Raw genomic sequence first — 24,008 nt, 5'->3', positions numbered from 1 at the left:
AAGGGGCCCAAAGGCCCCCTTTTCCTCTCACCCGGCGATCACTTGGTGCCCGACTTGGGATCCACCACGCCAGCGGTGTTGTCCAGCAGGCTCTTGGTCGCGGTCTGGATGAAGGACTCCAGGCGCAGGCGCAGGGACTCCTGGTCCGGCGCGTTTTCCACGCGGGTCACGCCGAAGTCCTTGCCGACCTTGTAGTCGTAGACGCGGATATCGCCTTCCTTGGGTTTGATCAGGATGCGGTTGCCGTTGATGATCGCCACCACCTGCTCGCTGCCGGATGGCTTGATCACGCCGATGCCCTTGTCGCCTTCGGGCAGGTTCAGCAGGTCGCGGCCCCAGCACTGGTTGCGAGTCTCGCCGCCCAGGCGGCCCATGATGGTCGGCACGATGTCGATCTGGGTGCCGACGGTGTCGCGGGTGGCGCCGAACTTCTCCTGGATGCCCGGAGCGATCATCAGGAAGGGCACGTTGAAGCGGAACAGGTCCATTTCGGTCAGCTGGTCCGGCGCGCCGAAGCCGTGGTCACCCACCACGATGAACAGGGTGTCCTTGTAGTACGGCGACTTCTTGGCCTTCTCGAAGAACTGCCCCAGCGACCAGTCGGAATAGCGCATGGCGGTCAGGTGCTCGTCGAGGCTGCCGTGGCCGGTCACGCGCTCCACCGGCAGGTCCTTCGGCAGTGCGTAGGGCACGTGGTTGGAGAGGCTCTGCAGCAGGGCGTAGAACGGCTTGCCGGTGGACTCGAGCTTGTCCAACTCCTCGTTGCCGCGGGCGAACATGTCCTGGTCGGACACACCCCAGGTCGGGTCGGAGAACACCGGGTTCACGAAGTCGTTACGGCCGATGAAGGTGGTCATGCCCTGGTTGGCGAAGAAGCCGGACTGGTTGTCCCAGGCGAAGTCGCCGTTGTAGACGTAGACATCTTCATACTTGCGCGCCGACAGCAGCTGCGGTAGGCCGGAGAACTTGTGGCCACCCTCGGGCGTCTGCATCAGGTATTCGAAGCCCGGCAGGTTGGGGAAGCACGCCATGGTGGCGAACATGCCCTGGTGGGTGTGGGTGCCGTTGGAGAAGAACTGGGTGAACAGCAGGCCTTCCTTCGACAGCTTGTCGAAGTACGGAGTGATGTTGCCCTCCCCGCCCAGCGCGCCGACGAAGTGGCCGGCGAAGCTTTCCAGCAGGATCACCACCACGTTCTTGACCGGCAGGGTGCCACCGGCCGGCGGGGTGAAGTCGCGGCGAATGGCGGCGGTATCGGCATCGACCAGCTTGTCGTTCGCCGTGAGCAGCATCTGGCGCACGGTGTCGCGGGCTTGGTCATTGGGCAGCGTGGATTTCCAGATATTCGCGCGGTCCTCGCCGAAGCGGTCCTCGGCGGCCTTGATCAGCGTCATGGTGCCGTTGAGGCCCAGGTGGTTTGCGAACATCGAGTCGGTGGTGAAGGCATCGCCCCAGCGCAGCGGCGGGCCCTGACGCAGGGTGCCACGGGCGGCGACGACGCACAGCACGACCACCACCAGCATCACGGCGATACGGATGTACCAGGCGGCAACGGCGGAGCCTGCGGCGCTCGGGCGGGTCGCACGGTCGATGCCGCGGAACAGCAGGTACAGCAGCCAGGTGGCGAAGGCCCAGGCCAGCAGGTAGCGGACCACCGGGTAGCCGTACCAGATCATGCTCATGACGGTCTTGGGGTCTTCGGCCATGTACTGGAACACCAGGCTGTTCAGGCGCTGGTGGAATTCACGGTAGAAGTCCATCTCCACCACGCCGAGGAACAGCGTGACGCTCGCGGTCAGGGTCAGCCAGGCCTTCCACAGCCAGCGCCAACCCATGGCGCGGGCACTGAGGAGGGCGAAGACCAGCGGGGCAACGATGTAGACCACCACGCGGATGTCGAAACGCATGCCGGTGATGAACGCTTCGACGAAGGTGGAGGCCGGCGTGGTGCCGATCAGCTCGCGGTTGTAGATGAACAGCGCAAGACGCGTCAGGGAGAACATCGCCATCAGCGCAAGGACGCTGAGCGCAGTGAACGCCAGATGGCTGGAGACGGTGGGCCGCGTGAGGCTCGCACCGTTCTGGCGATTGGTCAGGACTTCTGGTTGGCCCATTTCTAGGTTCCGTTTTGAACGTGTGGGTTCGAAGGCGCGCCGCCCGTGCGGGGCCCTGCGTAAGCGCGAAAAAACTGCGGCATTACACCGCAAAAGCAGCGGCGGCGCATTCTATTCGGCGCCGCTGAAGCCGACATTAAGGCGACGCGAACAATCGTTTCGGAATGATACGAGCGCCCGGCAACAGCGCTACGACCGCCGGATGGCGGGCACAGTGCCGGACGGCGGGTGAAGAAACTGTCATGACCGACCGCCGGCCTGCCGGTATGGCGCCGCAACCCGCTGGGGGAAACGGCGCATAGCCTTGCCGCCGGCTGCGCGGAAATCAGTCGTTGGCCGGCTTGCCGATGGCCTGCAGCACATACTGCGGCAGGGCAAAGGCGCCCTGGTGGATGGCCGGGTTGTAGTAGCGGGTCTGGATGCCGCTGGCGGCGAAGCGCTGGGCCAGGGTAGTAACATCGACGTGGCGCAGGGCCGGGTTGGTCGCGCCCCAGGCGAAGGTCATCGAACCACCGATATAGGTCGGCACGGCCGCCTGGTAGAAGTGCCAGTCGGCGAACAGGCCGTGCATGCGGCCGGCGGTGTTGCGCACGGTGTCCAGTTGCATGAAGGGCGTGCCGTTCTGGGTCACCAGCACGCCGCCTTCGTTCAGGCAGCGATGGCAGGCCTGGTAGAAGTTCTCCGAGAACAGTACCTCGCCCGGGCCGATCGGGTCGGTGGAGTCGGAGATGATCACGTCGAACTTCTCCGTGGTGGTGGCCACGAAGCGCATGCCGTCGTCGATCACCAGGTTCAGGCGCGCATCGTCGAAGGCGCCCTGAGAGTGGTTCGGCAGGAACTCCTTGCACATGTCGACCACGGTGCCGTCGATCTCGACCATGGTGATGTGCTCGACGCTGGCGTGCTTGGACACCTCGCGCAGCATGCCGCCGTCGCCGCCGCCGATGATCAGCACGCGCTTGGCCGCGCCATGGGCGAGGATCGGCACGTGGGTGAGCATCTCGTGGTAGATGAACTCGTCGGCCTCGGTGGTCTGGATCACCCCGTCCAGCGCCATCACCCGGCCCATGCGGGCATTCTCGAAGATCACCAGGTGCTGGTGCTCGGTGCGCACCTCGTGGAGCATCCTGTCGACGCTGAAACGCTGGCCATAGCCGTCGTAGAGGGTTTCCTGGTAATCGTGCATGGGCTGGGCTCCCGTCGGGACAAGACAATAGGAGGGGACGGCCGCGCCGCCCCGAAAGAGGCGCGCATTCTACGTGCCCGACGATGACAGGTCGAACCCCGTCGTCAGCCGAACTCATGACCGGCAGTTTGAAAGTCAGCGCCGGGAGGACAGCCATGCCCGCAACAGGTAAGGTCGCTGCATGAAAAACACATCCCCGACACCCCGGATCATCCACCTGCCCTACCGCGCCCCCTGGAGCTGGCAGCAGTTCCACGAGCACTTCGCCCTGCGCAGCCTGGGCGGCGTGGAGTGCCTGTCGCCCGAGCGCTACGCCCGTAGCGTGCGCATCGGCGATGAGGCCGGCTGGTTCAGCGTGCGCCCGCTGGAGGACCGCGCCGAGCTGGAACTGGAAATCCACCTCGCCCCACAGCATGCCGAAACACTGGCGGCACGGGTGCGCAAGATGTTCGACCTGGACAGCGACCCCGGCCATATCGCCCAGCACCTGGGCAACGACCCGCTGCTCAGCCCGCTCATCCGGCAAGCGCCGGGGTTACGCCTGCCCACCGCGTTCGACCCGTTCGAACAGGCAGTGCGCGCTATCGTCGGCCAACAGGTGACCGTGAAGGCGGCGGTGACCATCGTCGGCCGGCTTGTCCAGCGCCTGGGCGAGGTGCTGCCCGGTGAAACCGAGGGCCAGCCGAGCCGCCTGTTCCCCACGCCCCAAGCCCTGGCCGACGCCGATCTCGCCGGCATCGGCATGCCCGGCAAGCGCGTGGAAACCCTGCAACGCTTCGCCGCCGCCTGCGCCAACGGCACCCTGGCCCTGCATATCGACGACGGCGCCGACGACCTGGTGAAGCGTCTCTGCGCCCTGCCCGGTATCGGCCCCTGGACCGCCGAGTACGTCGCCCTGCGCGCCTTCGGCGATCCGGACGCCTTCCCCACGGCTGATCTGGGCCTGCTCAAGTCGCCGGTCTGGGGCGTGGAGGGCATCAACGCCCGCGACCTGCAACGCCGCGCCGAAGCCTGGCGGCCGTGGCGCGCCTACGCCGCCGTCTATCTGTGGCACGCTTACTCCCAGGGCGGCCGCACCGGAGGATGACCATGCACTACCGCTACCACGACAGCCCCACCGGCCGCCTGCTGCTGGCTGGCGACGAAAGCGGGCTAAGGATGCTCTACATGGACCTGGAGCAGCGGCATTACCCCGAGCCGGACTGGCAACAGGGCAGCCCGCTGCTGGACGAGGTGGCGCGCCAGCTCGACCAGTACTTCGCCGGCAAGCGCCAGCGCTTCGACGTGCGCCTGAACACCGGCGGCACCGAGTTCCAGCGCCAGGTCTGGCAGGCGCTGCTGGAGATTCCCTACGGCTACACCACCGTCTATGCCGAACTGGCGCGGCGCATCGGCCGGCCCAAGGCGATCCGTGCGGTGGGCGCGGCGAATGGCGCCAACCCCATCAGCATCATCGTGCCCTGCCACCGGGTGATCGGCAGCAACGGCAGCCTCACCGGCTACGCCGGCGGCCTGCCGCGCAAGGAGCTGCTGCTGCGTCTGGAGGGCGCAATCGAAAGGGGCTAGAAGTCGAAGGCGGTCTGTGCGGCCTGCGGGTCCTCGAAGCCCTCCAGCGCCAGCATGCGCAGCTTCGACGTGCTCCCGCCCGGCGCGGAGAAACCACCGGTCTTGCCGCCACTGGCCAGCACGCGGTGGCACGGGATGATCAAGGGAATCGGATTGCTGCCCATCGCCTGCCCCACGGCACGGGACAATCCGACATCGCCCAGGCGGCGGGCGATCTCGCCGTAGGTGGTGGTCTCGCCGCGTCCCAGCTGCAGGATGTCGTCATAGACGCGGCGATGGAAATCGCTGACGGCCGACAGGTCGAGCGGCAGGCCGTCGAAGGACACCGCCTCGCCCCGCGCATAGCCAAGAATCAACTGGCGCGCCTCGTCGATGAACGCCGGCCAGTGGGCGGTCTCGGTGCCGAGTCTGTCGAAGCGTTCGCGCATGGAATGCACGGAATCACCCGGCAGATAGGTGCGCACGATTCCCCGCGGGCTCCAGGCGAGCCCGAACCAGCCGAGTGCTGTTTCGATCAGGCAGTAATGCATCGCTCGAGTGTCCGCCCCCGGGTGCTATCCCGCAAGTCTTTCGCCGGCCAGCATGACCTCGCACCAGCGGCGCAGCTCGGCGCCGATGGCGTTGGCGGGGTCGCCCTTGCGCTCGAAGGCCCACCATAGCTGCGCGCCCTGCCACTGGCTGGCCATCAGGCGCCCGAGCAGCGGCTGTCGCGCCGGATCGCCACTCAAGCGCCGGCCCAGTGCCTTCGCCAGCGCCTCGCCCCACTGCGCACCGCGCTTGCGCAACAGCGGATCGCGCATGTCCTCACGCAGGATCAGCAGCCCTTCCGCGTAATCGGTCTCGCCCTCGCCCACCGGGAACATCGCCACCAGCATCCGCACCGCGCCTTCCGGGTTGAGCTCGGTTGTCTCATCGAGCCGCGCCGTCTGCGCATCCAGCTGGTCCCAAGCGCGCAGCAGCACGGCGCGGAGGAAGTCGGCCTTGGTCGCGTGGCGTTGCACCAGCGTCGCGGCGGACAGCCCCACTTCCCGCCCGACGGCGGCGAAGGTCACCGCCTCCGGCCCCTCGCGCACCATCAGCGCCATGGCGGCGTCGAGTATCGCTTCGTCGCTGACCGTCTTGGTTCTGGCCATGCAATCCTCTTTTATAAATGAACATTCATTTATATATTGAGCGAATCCTACCGAAGGAGATTCAGCATGGCCAGGATTCTCGGCTACATCGCCAGCAGCCTCGACGGCTACATCGCCACCCCGGAGCACGGCCTGGACTGGTTGTTCCGGCACGACAAGCTGGAACTGGGCGAGCACCACTACGACCTGTTCATCCAGCGCATTCGCACCTTGGTCATGGGGCGTGGCACCTATGACTTCCTCGAAGCCGACCCCAGTCCCTGGCCGTACGGTCAGCAGCGGGTGCTGGTGATGACGTCACGGCCTATCGAAAACCCGAAGGGCCCGCTGGAAACCCGCAGCGATATCGACGCACTGGTGGCGGAACTGCGTGCGCTGGACGACGGGGACGTGTGGATGCTTGGCGGCGGCCAGTTGCAGATGGCCTTTCTGCAGCGCGGGGCGCTGGATGAGCTGGAGGTCTATGTGATACCGGAAATCATCGGGGGCGGCATTCCGCTCTTTCCGGCCACCGGCTTCCAAGCTTCACCGACATTGGTGTCGGCGAAGATGATCGAGCCAGGGTGCGTGCGGATGCATTACCGGTTTGGTTGAGGGGGATAGCCGGTTGTCATGGAGTAGGTGGAGGGATTTCGCGGACAGAGTCCGCTCCTACAAGATCAAAGGCCCCTCACCCTAACCCTCTCCCGCAAGCGGGAGAGGGGACTGTTCGGTGCAGGATGAAACCGTAGTGTCAGCCGGCACGGACGGCTCCCTCTCCCTGAGGGAGAGGGCTGGGGTGAGGGGGAAGCGCAGGCAGGGATTAACCCGGTAGAAGACAGCTGCTCCTACGGAAACTGCCAAGATTGCAGGGACAACCATCGTGCTCCCGTAGGGCCGGGAACCAAGATCAAACGGCGTATAACGTCGAACGTTATACGCCCTACGCGTTCGCTCTCAGGTGCGAACTTTGCTGCGCGGCCCGGCGAATGCCCAAACGATCAGCCCCAGCACCGGCAGAACGGCGATCACCAGAACCCAGATGATCTTCTTCGGTATGTCGGCGTCGCTTCTCGCCACGTTGAGGATGGCCCAGATGTCCACGACGAAGATAACCAGGGCGATCAGTTCGCGCAGGAAACCCATATTCAAGATCCCTCTATAGAAAGTTGGTGCGCTGATGATAGCGTCCCGCACCCCGACAGCGCGAGCGACGGCTCAGACCCGCGAGGGGTCGATCACCGCGAAACTGGCCGCGGTGTCGTGCCCTTCCAGCACGCCACCTTCGCGGGCCAGGCCGATGGTCTGCAGGCCGGCCTGCTGTGCGGCGTCCAGTTCCTGCACTACGTCGGAGAGGAACAGGATCTCCTCGCCGGGCAGGCCGATGGCGGCGGCGATACGCTGGTAGGACTCGGCCTCTCGTTTGGGCCCGCTGGTGGTGTCGAAATAGCCGGAGAACAGCGGCGTCAGGTCGCCCGCCTCGGAACAGCCGAAGATCAGTTTCTGTGCCTGGATCGAGCCGGAGGAATAGACGTAGAGCTTGAAGCCCTCGGCATGCCAGTGGCGCAGCGCGTCCACGGCGTCCGGGTAGACGTGCCCCTTGAGCTGGCCGGCGCGGTAGCCCTGCTCCCAGACCATGCCCTGCAGCGCCTTGAGCGGCGTGGCCTTGCGGTCTTCGGCGATCCAGCCCAGGAGAATCTCGATGCAGCGCTCGGTGTCGGCGCTGACTTCACCGCTGTCGGCGCGTACGGCGGCCAGTTGCTCGGCCACGGCCGGTTCGCTGGCGTGCTCGCGGACGAAGTCCGGCAGGTGCGCGGCGGCATAGGGGAAGAGCACGTCGAAGACGAAGCTGACCGCGCTGGTGGTGCCTTCGATGTCGGTGAGGATGGCTTTGATCGGCATGGAAAACTCCAAAGGTCCGCCTCTGGCGTAGGCGGGAAGATATGTAGGAGCGAGCTTGCTCGCGAACCGCATGCCACTGAACTGACCGGCGAGATTGTTCGCGAGCAAGCTCGCTCCTACGAAGAGCAAATAACGCCCCGCCTGCCAGTGGCGACTAGGGCAAATTCCCCATTGGATCAGTCTTCCAGCAACGGGAAGCGCTTGGCGATGTCGTCGCCGGTGAACTTGGCGACCCAGCCCTCGGCATTGTTGAACAGGCGGATGGCCACGAAGTGCGGACGCTCGCCCATGTCGAACCAGTGGCGGGTGCCGGCCGGCACCGAGATCAGGTCGTTCTTCTCGCACAGCACGGCGTAGACGTAATCCTCGATGTGCAGGGTGAACAGCCCGCGACCGGCGACGAAGAAGCGCACCTCGTCCTCGCCGTGGCGGTGTTCGTCGAGGAACTTGGCGCGAAGTTCGTCCTTCTGCGGGTGATCGGCGGTCAGGCTGACCACGTCCACGGTGACGTAGCCCTCCTCCTCCTGCAGGCGGCGGATCTCGTGCTGGTAGGCGGCGAGCACCTCCTCCTGGCTGGCGCCGGGGGCGATGGGTGCGTTGGCCTGCCAGCGCTGGAAGCGCACGCCGACGGCGTTCAGGGTCGAGGCGATGTCCTCGGCATGAGTCAGCAGCTTCAGCGGCTGCTCGGGGCTCGATTCGTGGTAGACGGTCAGGCTGCTCATGGTCGGGCTACTCGATTCTCAAGGTTGTTCAGCGGGCGCCACGCAGGCTCAGCACCTTCAGCTCGCACTCGAAGAGGAACTCGAAGGCTTCGATCTGGCGCAGCGCGTCGCTCATGCGCGGTCCCCAAGTGTACAGGCCGTGGCCACGGATCAGATAACCGGGGCAGTCGGGATGGGCGTCGAGCCAGGGCTGCACCTTGGCAGCCAGGCGGGCGATGTCCTGGTCGTTGTCGAAGATCGGCACGGTGACGCGGCCTTCGTGGGTGGTGACGCCGGCGAAGGCCTTCTGCAGTTCGTAGTCTTCCAGCTCCAGGCGATCGCCGGGCGTGAGACGCGAAAGCACGGTGGCATTCACCGAATGGGTGTGCAGCACCGCGCCGATCTCCGGGCGCCAGGCATAGAGCTGGGTATGCAGCAGGGTTTCCGCCGAGGGCTTCTTGCCCGGCTCCAGGCTGTTGCCGGCCAGATCGGTTTCCAGCACGTCGTCGATACCGAGCTGGCCCTTGTGCTTGCCCGAGACGGTGAGCAGCGCGCGGTCAGCCGCCAGGCGCGCCGAGTAGTTGCTGCTGGTGGCCGGCGACCAACCGCGGCCGTAGAGGAAGCGCCCGGCTTCGATGATCTGCTGGGTCAGCTGTTCACGGGTGTCGTTCATGCGGGTCCTCGTTCAGACGGGTCCAGATGATGAAGGCGGCGGCCAGCGCGGCCACGCTCGCAATGGCGAAGGTCCAGGCCGGGCCAAGGCTACCCCAGCTGTAGCCGGAGTAAAGCGCACCCAGCGCACCGCCCGTCCCCGCCAGCGCGGCGTAGAGCGCCTGGCCCTGTCCCTGCTGGCGGGCCTGGAAGCTGCGCTGGACGAAATGAATCGCGGCGGCATGGAAGCTGCCGAAGGTGGCAGCATGCAGCAACTGGGCGAACAGCAGCACCGGCAGGTGCCCGGCCAGCGTGCCCAGCAGCAGCCAGCGCAAGGCCGCCAGCAGGAAACTTGCCGCCAGCACCTGGCGTAGGGAAAAGCGCTTGAGCAGGCGCGGCATGACCAGGAACAGCAACACCTCGGCCACCACGCCCAGCGCCCAGAGCTGGCCGATCAGGCCACGGGCGTAGCCGAGCGCTTCCAGGTGCAGGGTCAGGAAGGTGTAGTACGGGCCGTGGGACAGCTGCATCAGGCATACGCACAGGTAGAACGCCAATACGCCGGGGCTGCGCAGTTGCTTGAGGAAGCCGCCGGCATCGGCCTCGTCATGGCGCGCCAGCGGTTGCGCATTGGGCACCCACCAACTGGCGCCGATTATGCCCAGCATGATTGCCAGCAGCGCCAACGGGTAGGCATCCAGGCTGGCGCGCTCGAACAGCCAGCCCAGGCCGACCACGGTGCAGATGAAACCAATGGAGCCCCACAGGCGGATGCGGCTGTAGCTCTCGGTGCGCCCGCTCAGGTGCGCGAGGGTGATCACCTCGAACTGCGGCAGCACGGCATGCCAGAAGAACGCATGCCCGGCCATCACCAGCGCCAGCCAGGCGTAGCTGTGATCCAGGAAGATGCCGGCGAAACACAGCGCCGTGCACACCGCGCCGAAGCGCACGATGGCCAGCCGCTGGCCGCTGCGGTCGCCCAGCCAGCCCCACAGGTTCGGCGCCACGCAGCGCATCAGCATGGGAATGGCGACCAGCTCGCCGATGCGCGCGCTGGAGAAGCCCAGGTGATGGAAATACAGCGCGAGGAACGGCGCCGTCCCACCCAGCAGGCAGAAGTAGAAGAAGTAGAAACTGGACAGCCGCCAGTAGGGAACCTGAGCCATCAGCGGCGGGAGGCACGTGACGCTCCCGCGAACCGGGCGGCTCGCGGGAGGTTCAGGTCACTCAAAGCTGGCCGAGGACCGGGGTACCGACCTTCACGTCGGCATTCTGCGCGCGGTTGCGCAGCAGGTGGTCGAGCAGCACGATGGCCATCATCGCCTCGGCGATGGGGGTGGCGCGGATGCCCACGCACGGGTCGTGGCGGCCCTTGGTGATCACGTCCACCGGGTTGCCGTTCACGTCGATGGAACGACCGGGGGTGGTGATGCTGGAAGTCGGCTTGAGCGCCAGGTGGGCAATGATCGGCTGGCCGCTGGAAATGCCGCCGAGGATGCCGCCGGCATTGTTCGACAGGAAGCCTTCGGGGGTCAGCTCGTCGCGGTGCTCGGTGCCGCGCTGGGCGACGCTGGCGAAGCCGGCGCCGATTTCCACGCCTTTCACCGCGTTGATGCTCATCAGCGCATGGGCCAGTTCCGCGTCCAGGCGGTCGAAGATCGGCTCGCCCAGGCCCGGCGGCACGCCTTCGGCGACCACGGTGATCTTCGCGCCGACCGAATCCTGGTCGCGGCGCAGTTGGTCCATGTAGGCCTCCAGCTCCGGCACCTTGTCCGGGTCGGGGCTGAAGAAGGCGTTGTCTTCGACGCTGTCCCAGGTCTTGAAGGGGATTTCGATCGGGCCGAGCTGGCTCATGTAGCCGCGCACGCTGATGCCCATGCCTGCCAGGACCTTCTTGGCGATGGCGCCGGCGGCCACGCGCATGGCGGTCTCGCGCGCCGAGGAACGGCCGCCGCCACGGTAGTCGCGGATGCCGTACTTGTGGTGGTAGGTGTAATCGGCGTGGGCCGGGCGGAACAGGTCCTTGATCGCCGAGTAGTCCTTGGACTTCTGGTCGGTATTGCGAATCAGCAGGCCGATCGGGGTGCCGGTGGTCTTGCCCTCGAACACGCCGGAGAGGATTTCCACCTCGTCGGCTTCCTGGCGCTGGGTGGTGTGGCGGCTGGTGCCGGGCTTGCGGCGGTCCAGGTCGCGCTGCAGGTCTTCCAGGGAAATCTCCAGGCCGGGCGGGCAGCCGTCGACGATGGCGACCAGCGCCGGGCCGTGGCTTTCGCCAGCGGTGGTGACGGTGAACAGCTTGCCGTAGGTGTTGCCGGACATGCGAGGCTCCGCGGAAGACAGGAAATCGAAAAGGCCGGCAGTATACCTGCGTCAATCCGCCCTGCGAACCTTCCCGGACATTGAGGATCAAAGCGCCATCACCCGTCTCTTGAAGTCATCGATGCGCCGCCTCGCCCTCCTCTGCCTCTGCCTGTTCGCCAGCCTGCTCGGCTCGACCGCGCAAGCCGCTCCCAGCAGCATCCTGCAGCGCCCTTACGACCTGGACACCGGCCACGGCGTGCTGCGCGGTACCTTGCTGCTGCCGCAAAGCGCCACCCCGCCGCCGGTCGCCCTGTTGATCGCCGGCTCCGGCCCCACCGACCGCGACGGCAACAACCCCGAGGGCGGCAACAACGGCTACCTGCGCAAACTGGCCGAGGCACTGGCGGAGAACGGCATTGCCAGCGTGCGCTACGACAAGCGCGGCGTGGCCCGCAGCCTGCCGGCGGCACCTCGGGAAGAGGAACTCAGCGTTGACGGCTACGTCGCCGACGTGATCGCCTGGAGCGACCGGCTGGCGCGCGACCCGCGCTTCGGCCGCCAGGTGCTGATCGGCCACAGCGAGGGAGCGCTGATCGCCAGCCTGGCGGCGCCCAGATCCCACGCCGACGAGCTGGTATCGATCTCCGGCAGCTCCCGCCCCATCGGCGAGGTGCTGCGCGAGCAACTGCAGGGCCGCCTGCCGCCGCCCCTGCAGGCGGAGGCCAACCAGTTGATCGACGGTCTCAATGCCGGCCAACTGCAGCCAAGGGTGCCGCAGCCGCTGCTGGCGCTGTTCCGTCCCAGCGTGCAGCCCTACCTGATCTCGCTGTTCCGCCAGGACCCGGCCCAGGCCTTCGCCGCGCTGAAGGTGCCAACACTGATCCTTCAGGGGCGCCACGACATCCAGGTGGGCGAGGAAGACGCCCTGGCGCTCAAGCAGGCCAAGCCCGACAGCGAGCTGTACCTGATCGACGGCATGAACCACATCCTGCGCATCGTCCCGGCCGGCGGCCCGCAGCAGTTGGCCTCCTACAACAACCCCAACCTGCCCCTGGCGCGGGAACTGGTGCAGCGCATCGTGGCCTTCGTGAAGACCGCCCGCACCCTGCCCGCCTCCACCCTTGCGTTATCTGGAGCGAACGTCTCAAGAAACGCCGCGATCCGTCGATAACCTTCGGGACTGCCCCGGTTACGCCCGCCGGGCCCGAGGACCGCTCCATGAACCAAGCCGAACCCACTGCCCTCGACGCGAGTGCCGCCCAGAGCCCTGCCCGCCCCCATCCCTGGGCGGAACTGGCCCCGGAGCACCACCGTCTGCTGCGCCTGGCGCCGCTGCCCACCGACCGCACGACCGGCGCGCGGCCGCTGCGCTTCGTCCAGTTCAGTCGGGTGGAACGCCACAGCAGCGAACAGAGCCTGCTGCGCCTGACCATCCAGTTGCCGGGGCAAGTGCTGCGCAAGGAAGTGAACCTGCTGGAGGTCTGGGCGGACCACCGCAACAAGGAAATCCGCTTCGGCGCCGATTCGGGCTTCGCCACCGAACCGCTGAACCGCGGCCTGGGCCGCTTCCTGCTGGCGCAAGGGGTGGGCTGGGCAAAGAAGAAGTGGGCGCACTACCGCGTCGAGGGTGGCGCGCTGGCGATGAAGGACGCGGTCAGCGAAGAGGCCCGCCAGCGCCGGGACCACTTCCTGCGCGCCCAGGGCTTCGATGTGATCTACGAGGATTCGGGGCTGCTCAAGGCGCGCTACAGCGCCGGCCGGGTCAGCGAGCTCTACGATGACTGGCACAAGGAAAAGGTGCAGATCCTGCCGCTGCTGGACGCCGCCGCCATGCTCGAACAGGCCGACCTCAACCTCGCCACCCAGGCCAACGAAATCCGCCGCCTGGAGCAGCGTATCGAGACCTTCCGCCGCGACGACACCAGCCTGCGCTTCACCATCGCCTGCCTGACGGTGTTCGCGGTGTTCCAGGCGGGGTTGCTGATCTGGATCGCCACGCGCTGAGGCCTTGCGACACACGGCCCTGTAGGAGCGAGCTTGCTCGCGAACGGGTGTGATCCTGCACCGAAATACCAGGAACGTAGGGCGTACAACCGTTCGCGGTTCTACGCCGTTACGCCCCGGCCGCCAGCCACTGCATGGTCCAGCCGGACCTCGAACACGCTGCGACGCAGGCCAATCGGCGTATAACGCGGAGCGTTATACGCCCTACCTCAATTCCCCTTCACCCGCGCCTTGAACAGGTCCTGGTGCTGTCGACACTGCGCCGCCGAGAGCAGGAACACGCCATGGCCGCCGTACTCGAACTCGAGCCAGGTGAAGTCCACTTCCGGATAGAGCGCCGCCACATGCACCTGGCTGTTGCCCACCTCGACGATGAGGCTGCCGCGCTCGGTCAGGTGGTCCGCCGCCTCGGCCAGCATGCGCCGCACCAGGTCCAGGCCATCGTCGCCGCAGGCCAGGCCCAGCGCCGGCTCGTGGTGATATTCGGCGGGCATGTCGGCGAAGTCTTCGGCGTCGACATAGGGCGGATTGGACACGATCAGGTCGAAGCGCTGCCCCGGCAGGCCGGCGAAGCCGTCGCCCTGCACGGTGTAGACGCGCTCGCCCAGTTCGTGACGCTCGATGTTGATGTTGGCCACTTCCAGGGCATCGAAGGACAGGTCGCCCAGCACCACCTCGGCATCGGGGAAGGCGCTGGCGCAGGCGATGCCAATGCAGCCCGAGCCGGTACAGAGGTCCAGAATGCGTGCCGGATCGACCGCCAGCCATGGCTCGAAGCGGCGTTCGATCAGCTCGGCGATGGGCGAGCGCGGCACCAGCACGCGCTCGTCGATCACGAACGGCAGCCCGCAGAACCAGGCCTCGCCCAGCAAGTAGGCAGTGGGCACGCGCTCTTCGATGCGCCGGCGCAGCAGGTGCATCAGGTACTCGCGTTCCTCGTCTTCGAGGCGGCAATCCAGGTAGGCATCGGCCATCTCCCACGGCAGATGCAGCGCGCCCAGCACGAGTTGACGGGCCTCGTCCCAGGCGTTGTCGGTACCATGACCGAAGAACAGCTCCTCGGCGTGGAAACGGCTGACCGCCCAGCGGATGTGGTCACGCAGGGTCAGCAAACGGGATTGAGTCACGGCGCAGTCCTCGCAGCTCGCAAAAAGGGGCGCATTCTACCGGAACAGCGACCCACTGGCGCGCCTCCGACCAGCTATCGTTGATCTTGCCAATACCACTTTGGAGCGAGTACGCAAAGATTCACAGGGGGCGCGTTACAGCCCACAATGGTGGCACGTGGATTATCAGGAGTTGAGACATGTCCCATCCGCTCAGCATGCTGCAGATCAGTGGACGCGGGTATCCGCCGGCCACGCTGCGCCAGAGCACTCTGTTGATCATCGATGCCCAGGAGGAGTACCGCAGCGGCGTGCTGGCCCTGCCGGACCTGGACGCGGCGGTGGCGCAGATCCGCCAGCTGCTGGAGTCGGCTCGCGCCATGGGCACCCCGATTGTCCATGTGCACCATCTGGGCGTGCGTGGCGGCGTGCTCGACCCGCAGGGCCCGCGTGGCCAGTTCCTCCCCGAACTCGCCCCGCTGCCGGGTGAGGTGGTGGTGGACAAGCGCCTGCCCAACGCCTTCGCCGGCACCGACCTGCACGACCGCCTGCAGGCCAATGGTCGTCTGGATGTGATCGTCTGCGGCTTCATGACCCATTCGAGCATCAGTACCACCGTGCGTGCCGCCAAGGACTACGGCTACCGCTGCACCCTGGTGGACGCTGCCTGCGCCACCCGCGACATCCCCACCCCGGAAGGCGGCGTGCTCGCCGCACGCGACCTGCACCGGGCGGAAATCGCCGCCCTGGGCGACAACTTCGCCGCGGTGGTCGCCCAGGCCCAGGCCCTGGTCTGACACCGTCCGTCCCGACGGGCGGCAGTCACAACCGTCAGCGGTTAGGCTCAGCTTAGGCGCAGAGCCCATGGCCCTGCTGGAGCCGAGCCAACCGCGCCTCCCGACCCCGGGGTTGGAACCCCTTCCGGCCCTGACCGGTCATAGCCTCGTTCACCAGATGAGGAAGTCGGGATGAAGTTGTCCGATAGTTTCGATCCACGGTCCCTGCGTCCCAAGCGTCCGGGACGCTGGCGCTGGCGCTTCGCCGCTGCCCTGGCCGCGGTGATCGCCACCTTCGGCATTCTGTCCGCAATGGCCGGCGTCGCCGCGCTGTTGCGGCGCCAGCCCGCCGTGGGTGTGCTGCACATCGAGCCGGGCGCCGGCGCCGTCCTGCTGGTCATCGGCCTGTTCTGCCTCTGGCTGGGCGTGATGTTCTGGCGTGCCGCCCGCCGCCGGGCACGTGGCCGCGAAGGCCTGAGCCTGTCGCCGAGACTGATGAAGAAGCGCGACTGAGCCGCCTGCGGATTTCCGCAAATTCCGCTTGATCCGTTAAACTGCGCGGCTCTTCGTGGAGGTGCGCATGCAAGACGACGACTTTTCCCTGTTCAGCCGCGAGATGCGCGGCGTCAAGCGCATCACCGTGGACCAGGCCGATACCGGCAAGCCCAAGGCCGACCGCCAGCAGCTCAAGGAGCTGCGGCAGAATGCGAGCGTGCGCACCGAGAATGTCCGGGTGGACGGCCTCTCCGACCAGTTCGTCATCGATGTCGGCCCGGAAGACGAACTCTACTGGGCCCGTGACGGCGTCCAGGAAGGCCAGATGCGCAAGCTCAAGGCCGGCCAGATCGGCTTCGAGGGCAGCCTCGACCTGCATGGCATGAAGATCGAGAAGGCCCGCGAGACCCTCTGGGACTTCATCGCCGAAGCCACCCGCTTCGAGGTTCGCTGCGTGCGCGTCACCCACGGCAAGGCCGCGCGCATCGACGGCAAGAGCCCGATGATGAAGAGCCACGTGAACACCTGGCTGCGCCAGCACCCGCAGGTACTGGGCTTCGCCTCCTGCCTGCCGCGCCACGGCGGCGCCGGCGCCATCTACGTGATGCTGCGGCGGACCATGCTCGAAGGCCGGGACGAGTAACAGACTTCAAGGCCGGGACGAACGATAGGCGCCAGCACGGCCGCCATAATGCGCCAACCGGCACGCCGCCCTTGCCAGCCAAGGCCGCGCGCCCTACCCTGCGCCACGGTTCTCATATTTGTCATTGCCACAGGTAGATCCATGTCCCTGGAACAAAACTACTCCGCGATCCTCAGCCAGCTCGGTGAGGACGTCACCCGCGAAGGTCTGGTCGACACGCCCAAGCGTGCCGCCAAAGCCATGCAGTACCTCTGCCGCGGCTACCAGCAGACGCTGGAGGAGATCGTCAACGGCGCCCTGTTCAGCTCCGACAACAGTGAAATGGTGCTGGTCAAGGACATCGAGCTCTACTCGCTGTGCGAACACCACCTGCTGCCCTTCATCGGCAAGGCCCACGTCGCCTACATCCCCAATGGCAAGGTGCTGGGGTTGTCGAAGGTCGCGCGCATCGTCGACATGTACGCCCGTCGCCTGCAGATCCAGGAAAACATGTCGCGGCAGATCGCCGAGGCCGTGCAACAGGTCACCGGCGCGCTAGGCGTGGCCGTGGTGATCGAGGCCAAGCACATGTGCATGATGATGCGCGGCGTGGAGAAGCAGAACTCCTCGATGGTCACCTCGGTGATGCTCGGCGAATTCCGCGAGAACGCCGCCACCCGCAGCGAGTTCCTCAGCCTGATCCGCTGAGCCGAACCGTCGCCATGAAAAAACCGGCCCTCGGGCCGGTTTTTTCTGTCTGCTGTTTTATCCCCGCGATCAGCGCGTGTAGTAGCCGACCGCGACCATGTAGTGGCCGACCTTGCGCAGGAAGGCGTGCTTGTTCTCCACCTGGGTGGTCACCGGGTTGCGCCACTGGTAGGCGAACTCCCCTTCGCCCTTGCCACGGGCGAGTTCCAGCATGGCATGGCCGACCGGGTTGCCGCCCGGATCCTTCAGCGTTGCGAAGTCGGTGCCGACCATGCGGCTGTTGAAGCCGTGGGCGACGAACTTCGAGGTATCGAGATCGACGGCGAACACGTAGAGATCGTCTTCGATGAAGCTGCTATCGAGCGCATTGATCTTGCGGAAAGTGCCAGCCGGATCGGTCTCGATGGCCTTCGCCGCCTTGTCCAGCATCGCCATCGCCCGCTCCGGCGTGGCGCGCGGCAGGTAGTAGCCGGTGGCGATGAAGCGGTCGCCGACCCGCTCGTAGTACACGTGCTTGCGTTCGGTGCGGCCGTCAGCCCAGTTCTTCCAGCGGTAGTCCGCCTGTTGCACCTTGCCGGTGGCGGGCTGGGCGAGCGTCTTGGCGAACTGTTCGCGCAGGGAGGGATCGAGCGTCGTCGACACGTCGCGGCCGATCAGCACCACCGACGGCCCGCCGCTGGCCAGCATGGTGCCCTTGCTGTCCACCACGAAGACGTAGAGATCACCATCGATGAATTCGCCCTGGCGGCTGAACGCCGCAAAGGCCTTGTCGCCCTCCTTCTTGTAGTAGGCCACCGCTTTGGTCAGCAGCGCCTGGGCGCGCGTGGCCTCGGTCGGCGTGGTGGCCTGGGCGGCGAACAGGGAGAAGGAAGAAGTCAGCAGGGAAACCAGCAACAGCGATTTCAACAGCGTTTTCATACCGATGAACCCCCAATGGCATGTCTCGTTATGTAGCACTGAGCATAGATAGCCTTGGGGGTTTCGCGTCGCGACTAGGCCGATTTCCCTGATGATTCAGCCGAAGAAGCGTTTCATCGAGCGCGACAGCCAGCCGCCCTGGCTCTGGTCGCGGGTCAGCTCCTGCATGCTGGACTTCACCGCCTCCACGTAGTTGGCGTCGTCGTTGCGGATGTGATTGAACAGCCAGCGACCCAGCAGCCCCTTGAGCTCATCGGCCACGTCCTCGCCGGACTCGAAGCGCAGGCGGTAGTCGGAAACCCGCTTGATGAACAGTTCGTGCACCTTCTTGTGGGCGCGGGTGAACTGGTAGCCGGAGTCCTCCAGCAGGGTCTCCTCGAAGGCGAAATGCGACAGGGTGTAGTCGACCAGTTCCTCGATCACGTTGCCCAGCAGCGCCCGGTCATGCTGCGCCTGCGCGTCGTGCAGCTGATTGATCATCTCGACGATGCGCTTGTGCTGCGTGTCGATTACCTGAATCCCGGTATTGAGATCCTCCTGCCAGACCAGATAGGCCATCTTCCCCCCTCACCTGCCGGGCGACGACACTGCCTGCGACTCGCACCCGGCCACATCGGAACGACCGCATGCAGCCGGGCAAGGTTAGGGATGACGGCGAGTCGTCGCCATGATACGGGTCAAGTGGAATTAGCCTAAACCTATGATATTTTGAGCTTTTTAGACGAAAGTCGCATGGGAAGCATTGAGTAGAAACCCGGCACGAAGAAAGATCTCTTCGTAGGAGCGAGCTTGCTCGCGAACTGCCCGGCGCCGTAGTGACCGGATAATTTGTTCGCGAGCAAGCTCGCTCCTACAAAAAACAAAACGCCGCTTCACGGGAAGCGGCGTTTTCAGGTGCGGAGCGTGACGTTCAGTCCTGCATGGTGACATGCCGGGGATGATCAGCCACCCGCGCCAGCCAGGCATTGATCGCCGGAAAATTCGACAGATCGAAGCCGCCCTGGTGCGCCACGTGGGTGTAGGCGTACAGGGTGATGTCGGCGATCGAGTAGCGGTCACCGACCAGATAGGGTGTCTGCTCCAGCTGTTTCTCCATCACCTTCAACGCCTTGTAGCCGCCCTTGTGGCAACTGGCGTACTCCTCGCGACGCTCCTCGGGCAGGCCGAGGTAGAACTCGATGAAGCGCGCCACCGCCACGTAGGGCTCATGGCTGTACTGCTCGAAGAACTGCCATTGCAGCACCTGGGTGCGCAGGCGCGGTTCGCTGGGCAGCAGCTCGCTGCCGTCGGCGAGGAAGTTGAGGATGGCGTTGGACTCCCACAGGCAGGTGCCGTCCTCCAGCTCCAGTACCGGCACCTTGCCGTTGGGGTTCTTCGCGAGGAATTCGGGGGTCTGGGTCTCGCCCTTGAGGATATCGATATCGCGCCACTGGTAAGGCAGGCCGAGCAGGTGCAGAGCCAGCTTGACCTTGTAGCAGTTGCCGGAGAGTTGATCGCCGTAGACGGTGTACATGGTCGCTCCTCAGCTGGATTTGGCGGCTTGCGCGTCGCGGATCACGGCAGCCAGGCGGCGCAGGCCTTCGCCCGCGCGCTCCGGCGCCACATGGCTGAAGTTCAGCCGCAGGTAGCCGGGGTTGGCATCCGGTTGGGTGAAGAAGGGTTCGCCGGGCATGAAGGCTACGTTCTGCGCCAGGGCCGCGTCCAGCAGCGTACGGGTGTCCAGCGGCTGCCTGAGTTTCAGCCAGTAGAACAGGCCGCCCTGCGGCACGTTCCACTCGGCCAGCTCGGCGAAGTGCTCCTCCAGCTGCGCCTGCATGGCGTCGCGGCGGATGCGGTAGAAATCGCGCAGCTCGGCCAGGTGGCCACGATAAGCCTCGGTGCCGAACCACTGCAGCGCCTGCCACTGGCCGACGCGGTTGGTATGCAGGTCGGCGGACTGTTTCAGGCGCAGCAGGTGCGGGAACAGGTCCGGGGTGGCGATCAGGAAGCCGACGCGCAGGCCCGGCAGCAGCGTCTTGGAGACGGTGCCGGTGTAGATCCAGCTGGCCTTCTTCAGGCGGCTGACCAGCGGGGTGGCGGCGCCGTCGTCGAACACCAGCTCGCGGTAGGGTTCGTCTTCGATCAGGGTCACGCCGAACTCGTCGAGCACGGCGGCAACCTCATCGCGGCGCTGTTCGCTGTAGCGCACGCCGGACGGATTCTGGAAAGTCGGGATCAGGTAGGCGAAGGACGGCTTGCTGGTCTCCAAGCGCTGGCGCAGGGCCGCGACGTCCGGGCCTTCGGCGCCCAGCGGCACGGTCAGGCAGTTGGCGCCGAACAGCTGGAAGGCCTGCAGCGCGGCCAGGTAGGTCGGCGCTTCGAGCAGCACCTCGGTGCCCGGATCGATGAACAGCTTGCTGGCCAGGTCCAGGGTCTGCTGCGAGCCACTGACGATCAGCACCTGGCTCGCCTCGCAGGGCACGCCCAGGCGTCGGGCTTCGGTGGCGATGGCCTCGCGCAGCGCAGGCTCGCCCTCGCTCATGCCGTACTGCCCCATGCTCACCGGCATCTCGGCCCACTCGACCTTCGGCAGCATCGGCTCGGCGGGCAGGCCACCGGCGAAGGACATCACTTCCGGACGCTGCGCCGCGGCAAGGATTTCACGGATCAAGGAGCTTTTCAGACGGGCAATGCGTTCGGAGAAGGCCATGGGGGTCACCGGTAGCGTGAGCACGGAAGAATGAGTCAAACTGCTTGACCGAAGCTACGACGCCCACGACGGATACGTCAATATGCCTGACCTAATAAAAAACGCGCTTCAGCTCCAGGCCATCGAAGCCTTCTTCTACAGCTACCGGGCCTTCACCGCGAAGCCGGACGAAATGCTCGCCCGCCGCGGGCTCAGCCGCGTCCACCACCGCATCCTGTTCTTCATCGCGCGCAATCCGGGCCTGAGCGTCAGCCAGTTGCTGAGCGCCCTGGGAGTGACCAAGCAGGCCCTGAACACCCCGCTGCGCCAGCTGCTGGAAATGCACCTGATCCGCAGCGAGGCGGCCGACAGCGACAAGCGCAAGCGCCTGCTGGAACTGACGCCGGAAGGCAGCAAGCTGGAGAAAGCCCTGCGCCGCGAGCAGGACCGGCTGTTGCAGCGCGCCTTCAGCGAGGCCGGCGAGGATGCGGTCAGGGGCTGGATGGCGGTGAACCAGGCCATCGCCCATCCGCAGGAGCGGGATTAACCCGCTGCGCTATCCAGCTCCCGCGCCCCGCGCAGGAACATCAGCGCCAGGGGAATGGTGCTGGCCATCGCCAGCAGGGTGCCGGGCACGAACAGGACGACCGTCGCCAGGCACCCGCCAACCACCACGTCGAACCAGCCCATCACCTTCACCGTTGGATAAGGCAGCGCGATCTTCAGCACGCGGATGCCATACCAGAGCTGGGCGATGCCACTGGGCAGGAACATCAGCAGGAACGCCAGCGTCGCCCCGCCATGGATCTCGTTGAACTCGACGTCGAACACCATGCTGTGGAGCTGCATCAGTACCGCCATCGCGATCGAGATCGCCATCGGCCAGCGCAGGCCTAGGGCGCTGAAGCGATCCTCGAGGAAGCGGGTGCAGCGCCAGGTCAGGAAGCAGCCGAGCAACACGCTGAGCACGCTCAACCACACTTCCAGCTGCCCAATGGCGGCCGCGCCCGGCAGGCGATTGACGATCGACATCCCCAGCAGGGCCAGCTCGGTCAGCAGCATGGCCAGGCTCAACCCCGCGAGCAGCCGCAATCCACCGGCGCTCCAGCGCCCATGCAGGAAAGGCTCCGGCGCCCGGGCGTCCACCAGTTCCACCTTCGGGGCGGCGTAAGGGTTCTGGTCCATGGACCGTTGGCTCCAGACTGACGATGCAGGTGCAACATACTTCGCGCAGGCGCTGCTTGCCACCGCGACTGTACGGCCCACTCGGCCACTGGCTGTTACGGGACAGCCCCGCGCCAGCGGGATTAGTCTGGCCCTACAACAAGACCGGTACTCCGCCATGCCCATCGAACTCCTCGGCGCCTTCGTGCTGTTCGCCTTCGTCACCTCCATCACCCCCGGCCCGAACAACATGATGTTGCTGGCCTCGGGCGTGAACTTCGGCATTCGCCGGACCATCCCGCACATGCTCGGCATCAGCATCGGCTTCCTGCTGCTGGTGGTGGCCGTCGGTACCGGCCTGCACCAGCTGTTCGAACGCTTCCCGGCGAGCTACCAGGCGCTGCGCTATGCCGGCGGCGCCTACCTGGTCTACCTCGCGTGGAAGATCGCCCGCGCCGGCGCCCCCGAGGCGGCCGGCGAGAACAACGCAAGGCCGATGAGCTTCCTCCAGGCCGCCGCCTTCCAGTGGGTCAACCCCAAGGCCTGGGTCATGGCGGTGGGCGCCATCGCCACCTACCTGCCGCCCGACGCCTTCATCAGCAACGTGATCCTCCTGGCCACCCTGTTCGCCGTGGTCAACCTGCCCAGCGTGGGCGTCTGGACTATCCTCGGTAGCCTGTTGCGGCGCTGGCTGGAGGACCCCGTGCGCCTGCGCCTGTTCAACCTGGGCATGGCCACCCTGCTGGTCGCCTCGCTCTACCCGCTGCTCACCAGCGCCTGATGGAATCCGTGCATGACTGAAACCACCCCCGCTTCCGCCCCCCTGCGTCCGCTGGCCGACTCCTCCCCCGCCGCCGTGGTGGCCGGCTTCGTCGCCATGCTCACCGGCTACACCAGCTCGCTGGTGCTGATGTTCCAGGCCGGCCAGGCGGCGGGTCTCTCCACCGCGCAGATTTCCTCGTGGATCTGGGCGCTGTCCATCGGCATGGCACTGACCACCATCGGCCTGACCCTGCGCTACCGCACCCCCATCGTCATCGCCTGGTCCACTCCCGGCGCGGCGCTGCTGATCAGCAGCCTGCCCGGCGTGCCCTATGGCGAGGCCATCGGCGCCTTCATCGTCTGCGCAGCCTTGATCACCCTGTGCGGCGTCACCGGCAGCTTCGACCGCCTGATGCGCCAGGTGCCCGGCTCGCTGGCCGCCGCCCTGCTGGCTGGCGTGCTGTTCCGCATCTGCGTGGAAATCCTCCACGCCGCCGAACAGCAAACCCTGCTGGTGGTGGCGATGTTCCTCAGCTACCTCGTCGCCAAGCGCCTGTCGCCGCGCTACGCGGTGTTCGCCGCGCTGCTGGTGGGCATCGCCCTGGCCGGCGTCCTCGGTCTGCTCGACTTCAGCCACTTCCAGCTGGAAATCGCACGCCCGGTGTGGACCACCCCAAGCTTCTCCCTGGCCGCCACCATCAGCATCGGCATCCCGCTGTTCATCGTCGCCATGGCCTCGCAGAACATGCCGGGCCTCGCCGTGTTGCGCGCGGACGGCTACCAGGTGCCCGCCTCGCCGCTAATCTCCACCACCGGCATCGCCTCGCTGCTGCTGGCGCCCTTCGGTTCCCACGGCATCAACCTGGCGGCGATCAGCGCAGCCATCTGCACCGGCCCGGAAGCCCACGAGAACCCGCACAAGCGCTACACCGCCGCGCTCTGGTGCGGGCTGTTCTACGGCGTCGCCGGCATCTTCGGCGCCACCCTGGCGGCACTCTTCGTCGCGCTGCCCAAGGCGCTGGTGCTGTCCATCGCGGCGCTGGCCCTGCTCGGCTCGATCACCAACGGCCTGACCAACGCCATGGCCGAAGCCCGGCAGCGCGAAGCGGCGATGGTCACCTTCCTGGTCACCGCCTCGGGCTTCACCCTGTTCTCCGTGGGCTCGGCCTTCTGGGGACTGGTGGCGGGCCTGCTGACGCAGCTGGTACTGAACTGGCGCCGCGCCCCGTAAGGGGACACCCCTTCTGCTAGC

28 protein-coding genes are annotated in these 24,008 nt (G+C 66.2%); 12 read left to right on the top strand and 16 right to left on the bottom strand.

What is annotated here, in order from left to right; genetic code table 11:
- Positions 1-38 precede the first annotated feature (38 nt).
- Positions 39-2,114, bottom strand: coding sequence for an LTA synthase family protein (locus tag SD196_RS10480; protein WP_275607747.1), 2,076 nt, complete (start codon positions 2,112-2,114; stop codon positions 39-41).
- Between the two features lie 325 nt (positions 2,115-2,439).
- A complete protein-coding gene (speE, locus tag SD196_RS10475) occupies positions 2,440-3,300 on the bottom strand; it encodes a polyamine aminopropyltransferase (RefSeq protein ID WP_275607748.1) in 861 nt (286 codons plus the stop codon).
- A 181-nt stretch (positions 3,301-3,481) separates the two neighbouring features.
- Here speE and SD196_RS10470 point away from each other — a divergent pair, with 181 nt between their 5' ends.
- Positions 3,482-4,387: a DNA-3-methyladenine glycosylase family protein gene (locus SD196_RS10470; RefSeq protein ID WP_275607749.1), complete on the top strand. Its 906-nt coding sequence runs from the start codon at positions 3,482-3,484 to the stop codon at positions 4,385-4,387.
- Between the two features lie 2 nt (positions 4,388-4,389).
- On the top strand, positions 4,390-4,866 hold the full coding sequence (locus SD196_RS10465; RefSeq protein ID WP_275607750.1) for a methylated-DNA--[protein]-cysteine S-methyltransferase: 477 nt from the start codon (positions 4,390-4,392) through the stop codon (positions 4,864-4,866).
- Here the strand turns inward: SD196_RS10465 and SD196_RS10460 are convergent.
- Together SD196_RS10460 and SD196_RS10455 are read right to left on the bottom strand one after the other, a co-directional pair.
- Positions 4,863-5,396 (bottom strand): methylated-DNA--[protein]-cysteine S-methyltransferase, encoded by a 534-nt coding sequence (locus tag SD196_RS10460; protein WP_416311406.1) that lies wholly within the window; start codon positions 5,394-5,396, stop codon positions 4,863-4,865. The genes SD196_RS10465 and SD196_RS10460 overlap by 4 nt on opposite strands.
- A 24-nt stretch (positions 5,397-5,420) precedes the next feature.
- Positions 5,421-5,999, bottom strand: a complete 579-nt coding sequence (locus tag SD196_RS10455; protein WP_275607752.1) for a helix-turn-helix domain-containing protein — start codon at positions 5,997-5,999, stop codon at positions 5,421-5,423.
- Positions 6,000-6,065: 66 nt separating this feature from the next.
- Between SD196_RS10455 and SD196_RS10450 the strand changes: the two genes are divergently transcribed.
- Positions 6,066-6,593 (top strand): dihydrofolate reductase family protein, encoded by a 528-nt coding sequence (locus SD196_RS10450; RefSeq protein ID WP_416311405.1) that lies wholly within the window; start codon positions 6,066-6,068, stop codon positions 6,591-6,593.
- 342 nt (positions 6,594-6,935) lie between these two features.
- Here SD196_RS10450 and SD196_RS10445 read toward each other — a convergent pair whose 3' ends face one another.
- The 6 genes from SD196_RS10445 to aroC form a co-directional block, all read right to left on the bottom strand.
- On the bottom strand, positions 6,936-7,124 hold the full coding sequence (locus SD196_RS10445) for a PLD nuclease N-terminal domain-containing protein (RefSeq protein ID WP_275611971.1): 189 nt from the start codon (positions 7,122-7,124) through the stop codon (positions 6,936-6,938).
- A 72-nt stretch (positions 7,125-7,196) separates the two neighbouring features.
- Positions 7,197-7,880, bottom strand: coding sequence for an acireductone synthase (gene mtnC, locus SD196_RS10440; protein ID WP_416311404.1), 684 nt, complete (start codon positions 7,878-7,880; stop codon positions 7,197-7,199).
- A gap of 176 nt (positions 7,881-8,056) precedes the next feature.
- Positions 8,057-8,602 (bottom strand): 1,2-dihydroxy-3-keto-5-methylthiopentene dioxygenase, encoded by a 546-nt coding sequence (locus SD196_RS10435; RefSeq protein WP_416311403.1) that lies wholly within the window; start codon positions 8,600-8,602, stop codon positions 8,057-8,059.
- Positions 8,603-8,630: 28 nt separating this feature from the next.
- Positions 8,631-9,254, bottom strand: coding sequence for a methylthioribulose 1-phosphate dehydratase (locus SD196_RS10430; RefSeq protein ID WP_416311402.1), 624 nt, complete (start codon positions 9,252-9,254; stop codon positions 8,631-8,633).
- A complete protein-coding gene (locus SD196_RS10425) occupies positions 9,238-10,401 on the bottom strand; it encodes an MFS transporter (protein WP_416311732.1) in 1,164 nt (387 codons plus the stop codon). Before SD196_RS10425 ends, SD196_RS10430 begins: the two co-directional genes overlap by 17 nt.
- A gap of 58 nt (positions 10,402-10,459) precedes the next feature.
- Positions 10,460-11,551 carry a chorismate synthase gene (gene aroC / locus SD196_RS10420; protein ID WP_370601270.1) on the bottom strand — a complete coding sequence of 364 codons (1,092 nt, stop codon included), beginning with the start codon at positions 11,549-11,551 and terminating at the stop codon, positions 10,460-10,462.
- A 109-nt stretch (positions 11,552-11,660) separates the two neighbouring features.
- Here aroC and SD196_RS10415 point away from each other — a divergent pair, with 109 nt between their 5' ends.
- Both SD196_RS10415 and SD196_RS10410 read left to right on the top strand, forming a co-directional pair.
- Entirely contained in the window at positions 11,661-12,704 is a 1,044-nt protein-coding gene (locus SD196_RS10415) for an alpha/beta hydrolase (RefSeq protein ID WP_416311401.1), read from the top strand.
- Between the two features lie 47 nt (positions 12,705-12,751).
- Positions 12,752-13,537 (top strand): hypothetical protein, encoded by a 786-nt coding sequence (locus SD196_RS10410; RefSeq protein WP_416311400.1) that lies wholly within the window; start codon positions 12,752-12,754, stop codon positions 13,535-13,537.
- Between the two features lie 209 nt (positions 13,538-13,746).
- On the opposite strand, the gene prmB is transcribed toward SD196_RS10410, so the two are convergent.
- Positions 13,747-14,664, bottom strand: coding sequence for a 50S ribosomal protein L3 N(5)-glutamine methyltransferase (gene prmB / locus SD196_RS10405; RefSeq protein WP_275607759.1), 918 nt, complete (start codon positions 14,662-14,664; stop codon positions 13,747-13,749).
- 179 nt (positions 14,665-14,843) lie between these two features.
- On the opposite strand from prmB, the gene SD196_RS10400 reads away from it, so the two are divergent.
- From SD196_RS10400 to folE, 4 genes are all read left to right on the top strand, one after another.
- Complete coding sequence (locus SD196_RS10400; protein ID WP_331313988.1) at positions 14,844-15,440, top strand: cysteine hydrolase family protein; 597 nt, start codon at positions 14,844-14,846, stop codon at positions 15,438-15,440.
- 171 nt (positions 15,441-15,611) lie between these two features.
- Positions 15,612-15,932 carry a hypothetical protein gene (locus SD196_RS10395; protein ID WP_275607761.1) on the top strand — a complete coding sequence of 107 codons (321 nt, stop codon included), beginning with the start codon at positions 15,612-15,614 and terminating at the stop codon, positions 15,930-15,932.
- Positions 15,933-15,999: 67 nt separating this feature from the next.
- Positions 16,000-16,557 (top strand): Smr/MutS family protein, encoded by a 558-nt coding sequence (locus tag SD196_RS10390; RefSeq protein WP_275607762.1) that lies wholly within the window; start codon positions 16,000-16,002, stop codon positions 16,555-16,557.
- A gap of 141 nt (positions 16,558-16,698) precedes the next feature.
- Complete coding sequence (gene folE / locus SD196_RS10385; protein WP_024765420.1) at positions 16,699-17,244, top strand: GTP cyclohydrolase I FolE; 546 nt, start codon at positions 16,699-16,701, stop codon at positions 17,242-17,244.
- Between the two features lie 69 nt (positions 17,245-17,313).
- Here folE and SD196_RS10380 read toward each other — a convergent pair whose 3' ends face one another.
- The 4 genes from SD196_RS10380 to SD196_RS10365 form a co-directional block, all read right to left on the bottom strand.
- A complete protein-coding gene (locus tag SD196_RS10380) occupies positions 17,314-18,162 on the bottom strand; it encodes a cache domain-containing protein (protein ID WP_416311399.1) in 849 nt (282 codons plus the stop codon).
- 96 nt (positions 18,163-18,258) lie between these two features.
- The gene (locus SD196_RS10375; protein WP_275607764.1) at positions 18,259-18,720 is read right to left on the bottom strand and encodes a bacteriohemerythrin; all 462 of its coding nucleotides are present in this window, start codon (positions 18,718-18,720) and stop codon (positions 18,259-18,261) included.
- 352 nt (positions 18,721-19,072) lie between these two features.
- Entirely contained in the window at positions 19,073-19,675 is a 603-nt protein-coding gene (locus SD196_RS10370; RefSeq protein WP_275607765.1) for a glutathione S-transferase family protein, read from the bottom strand.
- A gap of 9 nt (positions 19,676-19,684) precedes the next feature.
- On the bottom strand, positions 19,685-20,851 hold the full coding sequence (locus SD196_RS10365) for a PLP-dependent aminotransferase family protein (protein WP_275607766.1): 1,167 nt from the start codon (positions 20,849-20,851) through the stop codon (positions 19,685-19,687).
- A gap of 82 nt (positions 20,852-20,933) precedes the next feature.
- Between SD196_RS10365 and SD196_RS10360 the strand changes: the two genes are divergently transcribed.
- Positions 20,934-21,377, top strand: coding sequence for a MarR family winged helix-turn-helix transcriptional regulator (locus SD196_RS10360; protein WP_416311398.1), 444 nt, complete (start codon positions 20,934-20,936; stop codon positions 21,375-21,377).
- On the opposite strand, the gene SD196_RS10355 is transcribed toward SD196_RS10360, so the two are convergent.
- Positions 21,374-22,015, bottom strand: a complete 642-nt coding sequence (locus SD196_RS10355) for a hypothetical protein (RefSeq protein ID WP_416311397.1) — start codon at positions 22,013-22,015, stop codon at positions 21,374-21,376. The genes SD196_RS10360 and SD196_RS10355 overlap by 4 nt on opposite strands.
- Before the next feature lie 157 nt (positions 22,016-22,172).
- Here SD196_RS10355 and SD196_RS10350 point away from each other — a divergent pair, with 157 nt between their 5' ends.
- Together SD196_RS10350 and SD196_RS10345 are read left to right on the top strand one after the other, a co-directional pair.
- A complete protein-coding gene (locus tag SD196_RS10350) occupies positions 22,173-22,775 on the top strand; it encodes a LysE family translocator (RefSeq protein ID WP_416311396.1) in 603 nt (200 codons plus the stop codon).
- A 12-nt stretch (positions 22,776-22,787) separates the two neighbouring features.
- Entirely contained in the window at positions 22,788-23,987 is a 1,200-nt protein-coding gene (locus SD196_RS10345) for a benzoate/H(+) symporter BenE family transporter (protein ID WP_275607770.1), read from the top strand.
- The last annotated feature ends 21 nt before the right edge of the window (positions 23,988-24,008 follow it).

Source organism: Pseudomonas macauensis (genome assembly GCF_047902425.1).
Classification (GTDB): domain Bacteria; phylum Pseudomonadota; class Gammaproteobacteria; order Pseudomonadales; family Pseudomonadaceae; genus Pseudomonas.
This window is presented reverse-complemented; position numbering and strand designations above follow the sequence as displayed.

What these genes read in the sequence shown, in the direction of transcription:
- SD196_RS10445 (WP_275611971.1), bottom strand. Translation starts at nt 7,124, where the DNA reads ATGGGTTTCCTGCGCGAACTGATCGCCCTGGTTATCTTCGTCGTGGAC.
- SD196_RS10395 (WP_275607761.1), top strand. Translation starts at nt 15,612, where the DNA reads ATGAAGTTGTCCGATAGTTTCGATCCACGGTCCCTGCGTCCCAAGCGT.
- SD196_RS10345 (WP_275607770.1), top strand. Translation starts at nt 22,788, where the DNA reads ATGACTGAAACCACCCCCGCTTCCGCCCCCCTGCGTCCGCTGGCCGAC.
- mtnC (WP_416311404.1), bottom strand. Translation starts at nt 7,880, where the DNA reads ATGCCGATCAAAGCCATCCTCACCGACATCGAAGGCACCACCAGCGCG.
- speE (WP_275607748.1), bottom strand. Translation starts at nt 3,300, where the DNA reads ATGCACGATTACCAGGAAACCCTCTACGACGGCTATGGCCAGCGTTTC.
- SD196_RS10455 (WP_275607752.1), bottom strand. Translation starts at nt 5,999, where the DNA reads ATGGCCAGAACCAAGACGGTCAGCGACGAAGCGATACTCGACGCCGCC.
- SD196_RS10465 (WP_275607750.1), top strand. Translation starts at nt 4,390, where the DNA reads ATGCACTACCGCTACCACGACAGCCCCACCGGCCGCCTGCTGCTGGCT.
- SD196_RS10380 (WP_416311399.1), bottom strand. Translation starts at nt 18,162, where the DNA reads ATGAAAACGCTGTTGAAATCGCTGTTGCTGGTTTCCCTGCTGACTTCT.
- SD196_RS10410 (WP_416311400.1), top strand. Translation starts at nt 12,752, where the DNA reads ATGAACCAAGCCGAACCCACTGCCCTCGACGCGAGTGCCGCCCAGAGC.
- SD196_RS10360 (WP_416311398.1), top strand. Translation starts at nt 20,934, where the DNA reads ATGCCTGACCTAATAAAAAACGCGCTTCAGCTCCAGGCCATCGAAGCC.
- SD196_RS10400 (WP_331313988.1), top strand. Translation starts at nt 14,844, where the DNA reads ATGTCCCATCCGCTCAGCATGCTGCAGATCAGTGGACGCGGGTATCCG.
- aroC (WP_370601270.1), bottom strand. Translation starts at nt 11,551, where the DNA reads ATGTCCGGCAACACCTACGGCAAGCTGTTCACCGTCACCACCGCTGGC.
- SD196_RS10355 (WP_416311397.1), bottom strand. Translation starts at nt 22,015, where the DNA reads ATGGACCAGAACCCTTACGCCGCCCCGAAGGTGGAACTGGTGGACGCC.
- SD196_RS10470 (WP_275607749.1), top strand. Translation starts at nt 3,482, where the DNA reads ATGAAAAACACATCCCCGACACCCCGGATCATCCACCTGCCCTACCGC.
- SD196_RS10450 (WP_416311405.1), top strand. Translation starts at nt 6,066, where the DNA reads ATGGCCAGGATTCTCGGCTACATCGCCAGCAGCCTCGACGGCTACATC.
- SD196_RS10435 (WP_416311403.1), bottom strand. Translation starts at nt 8,602, where the DNA reads ATGAGCAGCCTGACCGTCTACCACGAATCGAGCCCCGAGCAGCCGCTG.
- SD196_RS10375 (WP_275607764.1), bottom strand. Translation starts at nt 18,720, where the DNA reads ATGGCCTATCTGGTCTGGCAGGAGGATCTCAATACCGGGATTCAGGTA.
- SD196_RS10365 (WP_275607766.1), bottom strand. Translation starts at nt 20,851, where the DNA reads ATGGCCTTCTCCGAACGCATTGCCCGTCTGAAAAGCTCCTTGATCCGT.
- SD196_RS10430 (WP_416311402.1), bottom strand. Translation starts at nt 9,254, where the DNA reads ATGAACGACACCCGTGAACAGCTGACCCAGCAGATCATCGAAGCCGGG.
- SD196_RS10370 (WP_275607765.1), bottom strand. Translation starts at nt 19,675, where the DNA reads ATGTACACCGTCTACGGCGATCAACTCTCCGGCAACTGCTACAAGGTC.
- SD196_RS10460 (WP_416311406.1), bottom strand. Translation starts at nt 5,396, where the DNA reads ATGCATTACTGCCTGATCGAAACAGCACTCGGCTGGTTCGGGCTCGCC.
- SD196_RS10390 (WP_275607762.1), top strand. Translation starts at nt 16,000, where the DNA reads ATGCAAGACGACGACTTTTCCCTGTTCAGCCGCGAGATGCGCGGCGTC.
- SD196_RS10350 (WP_416311396.1), top strand. Translation starts at nt 22,173, where the DNA reads ATGCCCATCGAACTCCTCGGCGCCTTCGTGCTGTTCGCCTTCGTCACC.
- SD196_RS10480 (WP_275607747.1), bottom strand. Translation starts at nt 2,114, where the DNA reads ATGGGCCAACCAGAAGTCCTGACCAATCGCCAGAACGGTGCGAGCCTC.
- folE (WP_024765420.1), top strand. Translation starts at nt 16,699, where the DNA reads ATGTCCCTGGAACAAAACTACTCCGCGATCCTCAGCCAGCTCGGTGAG.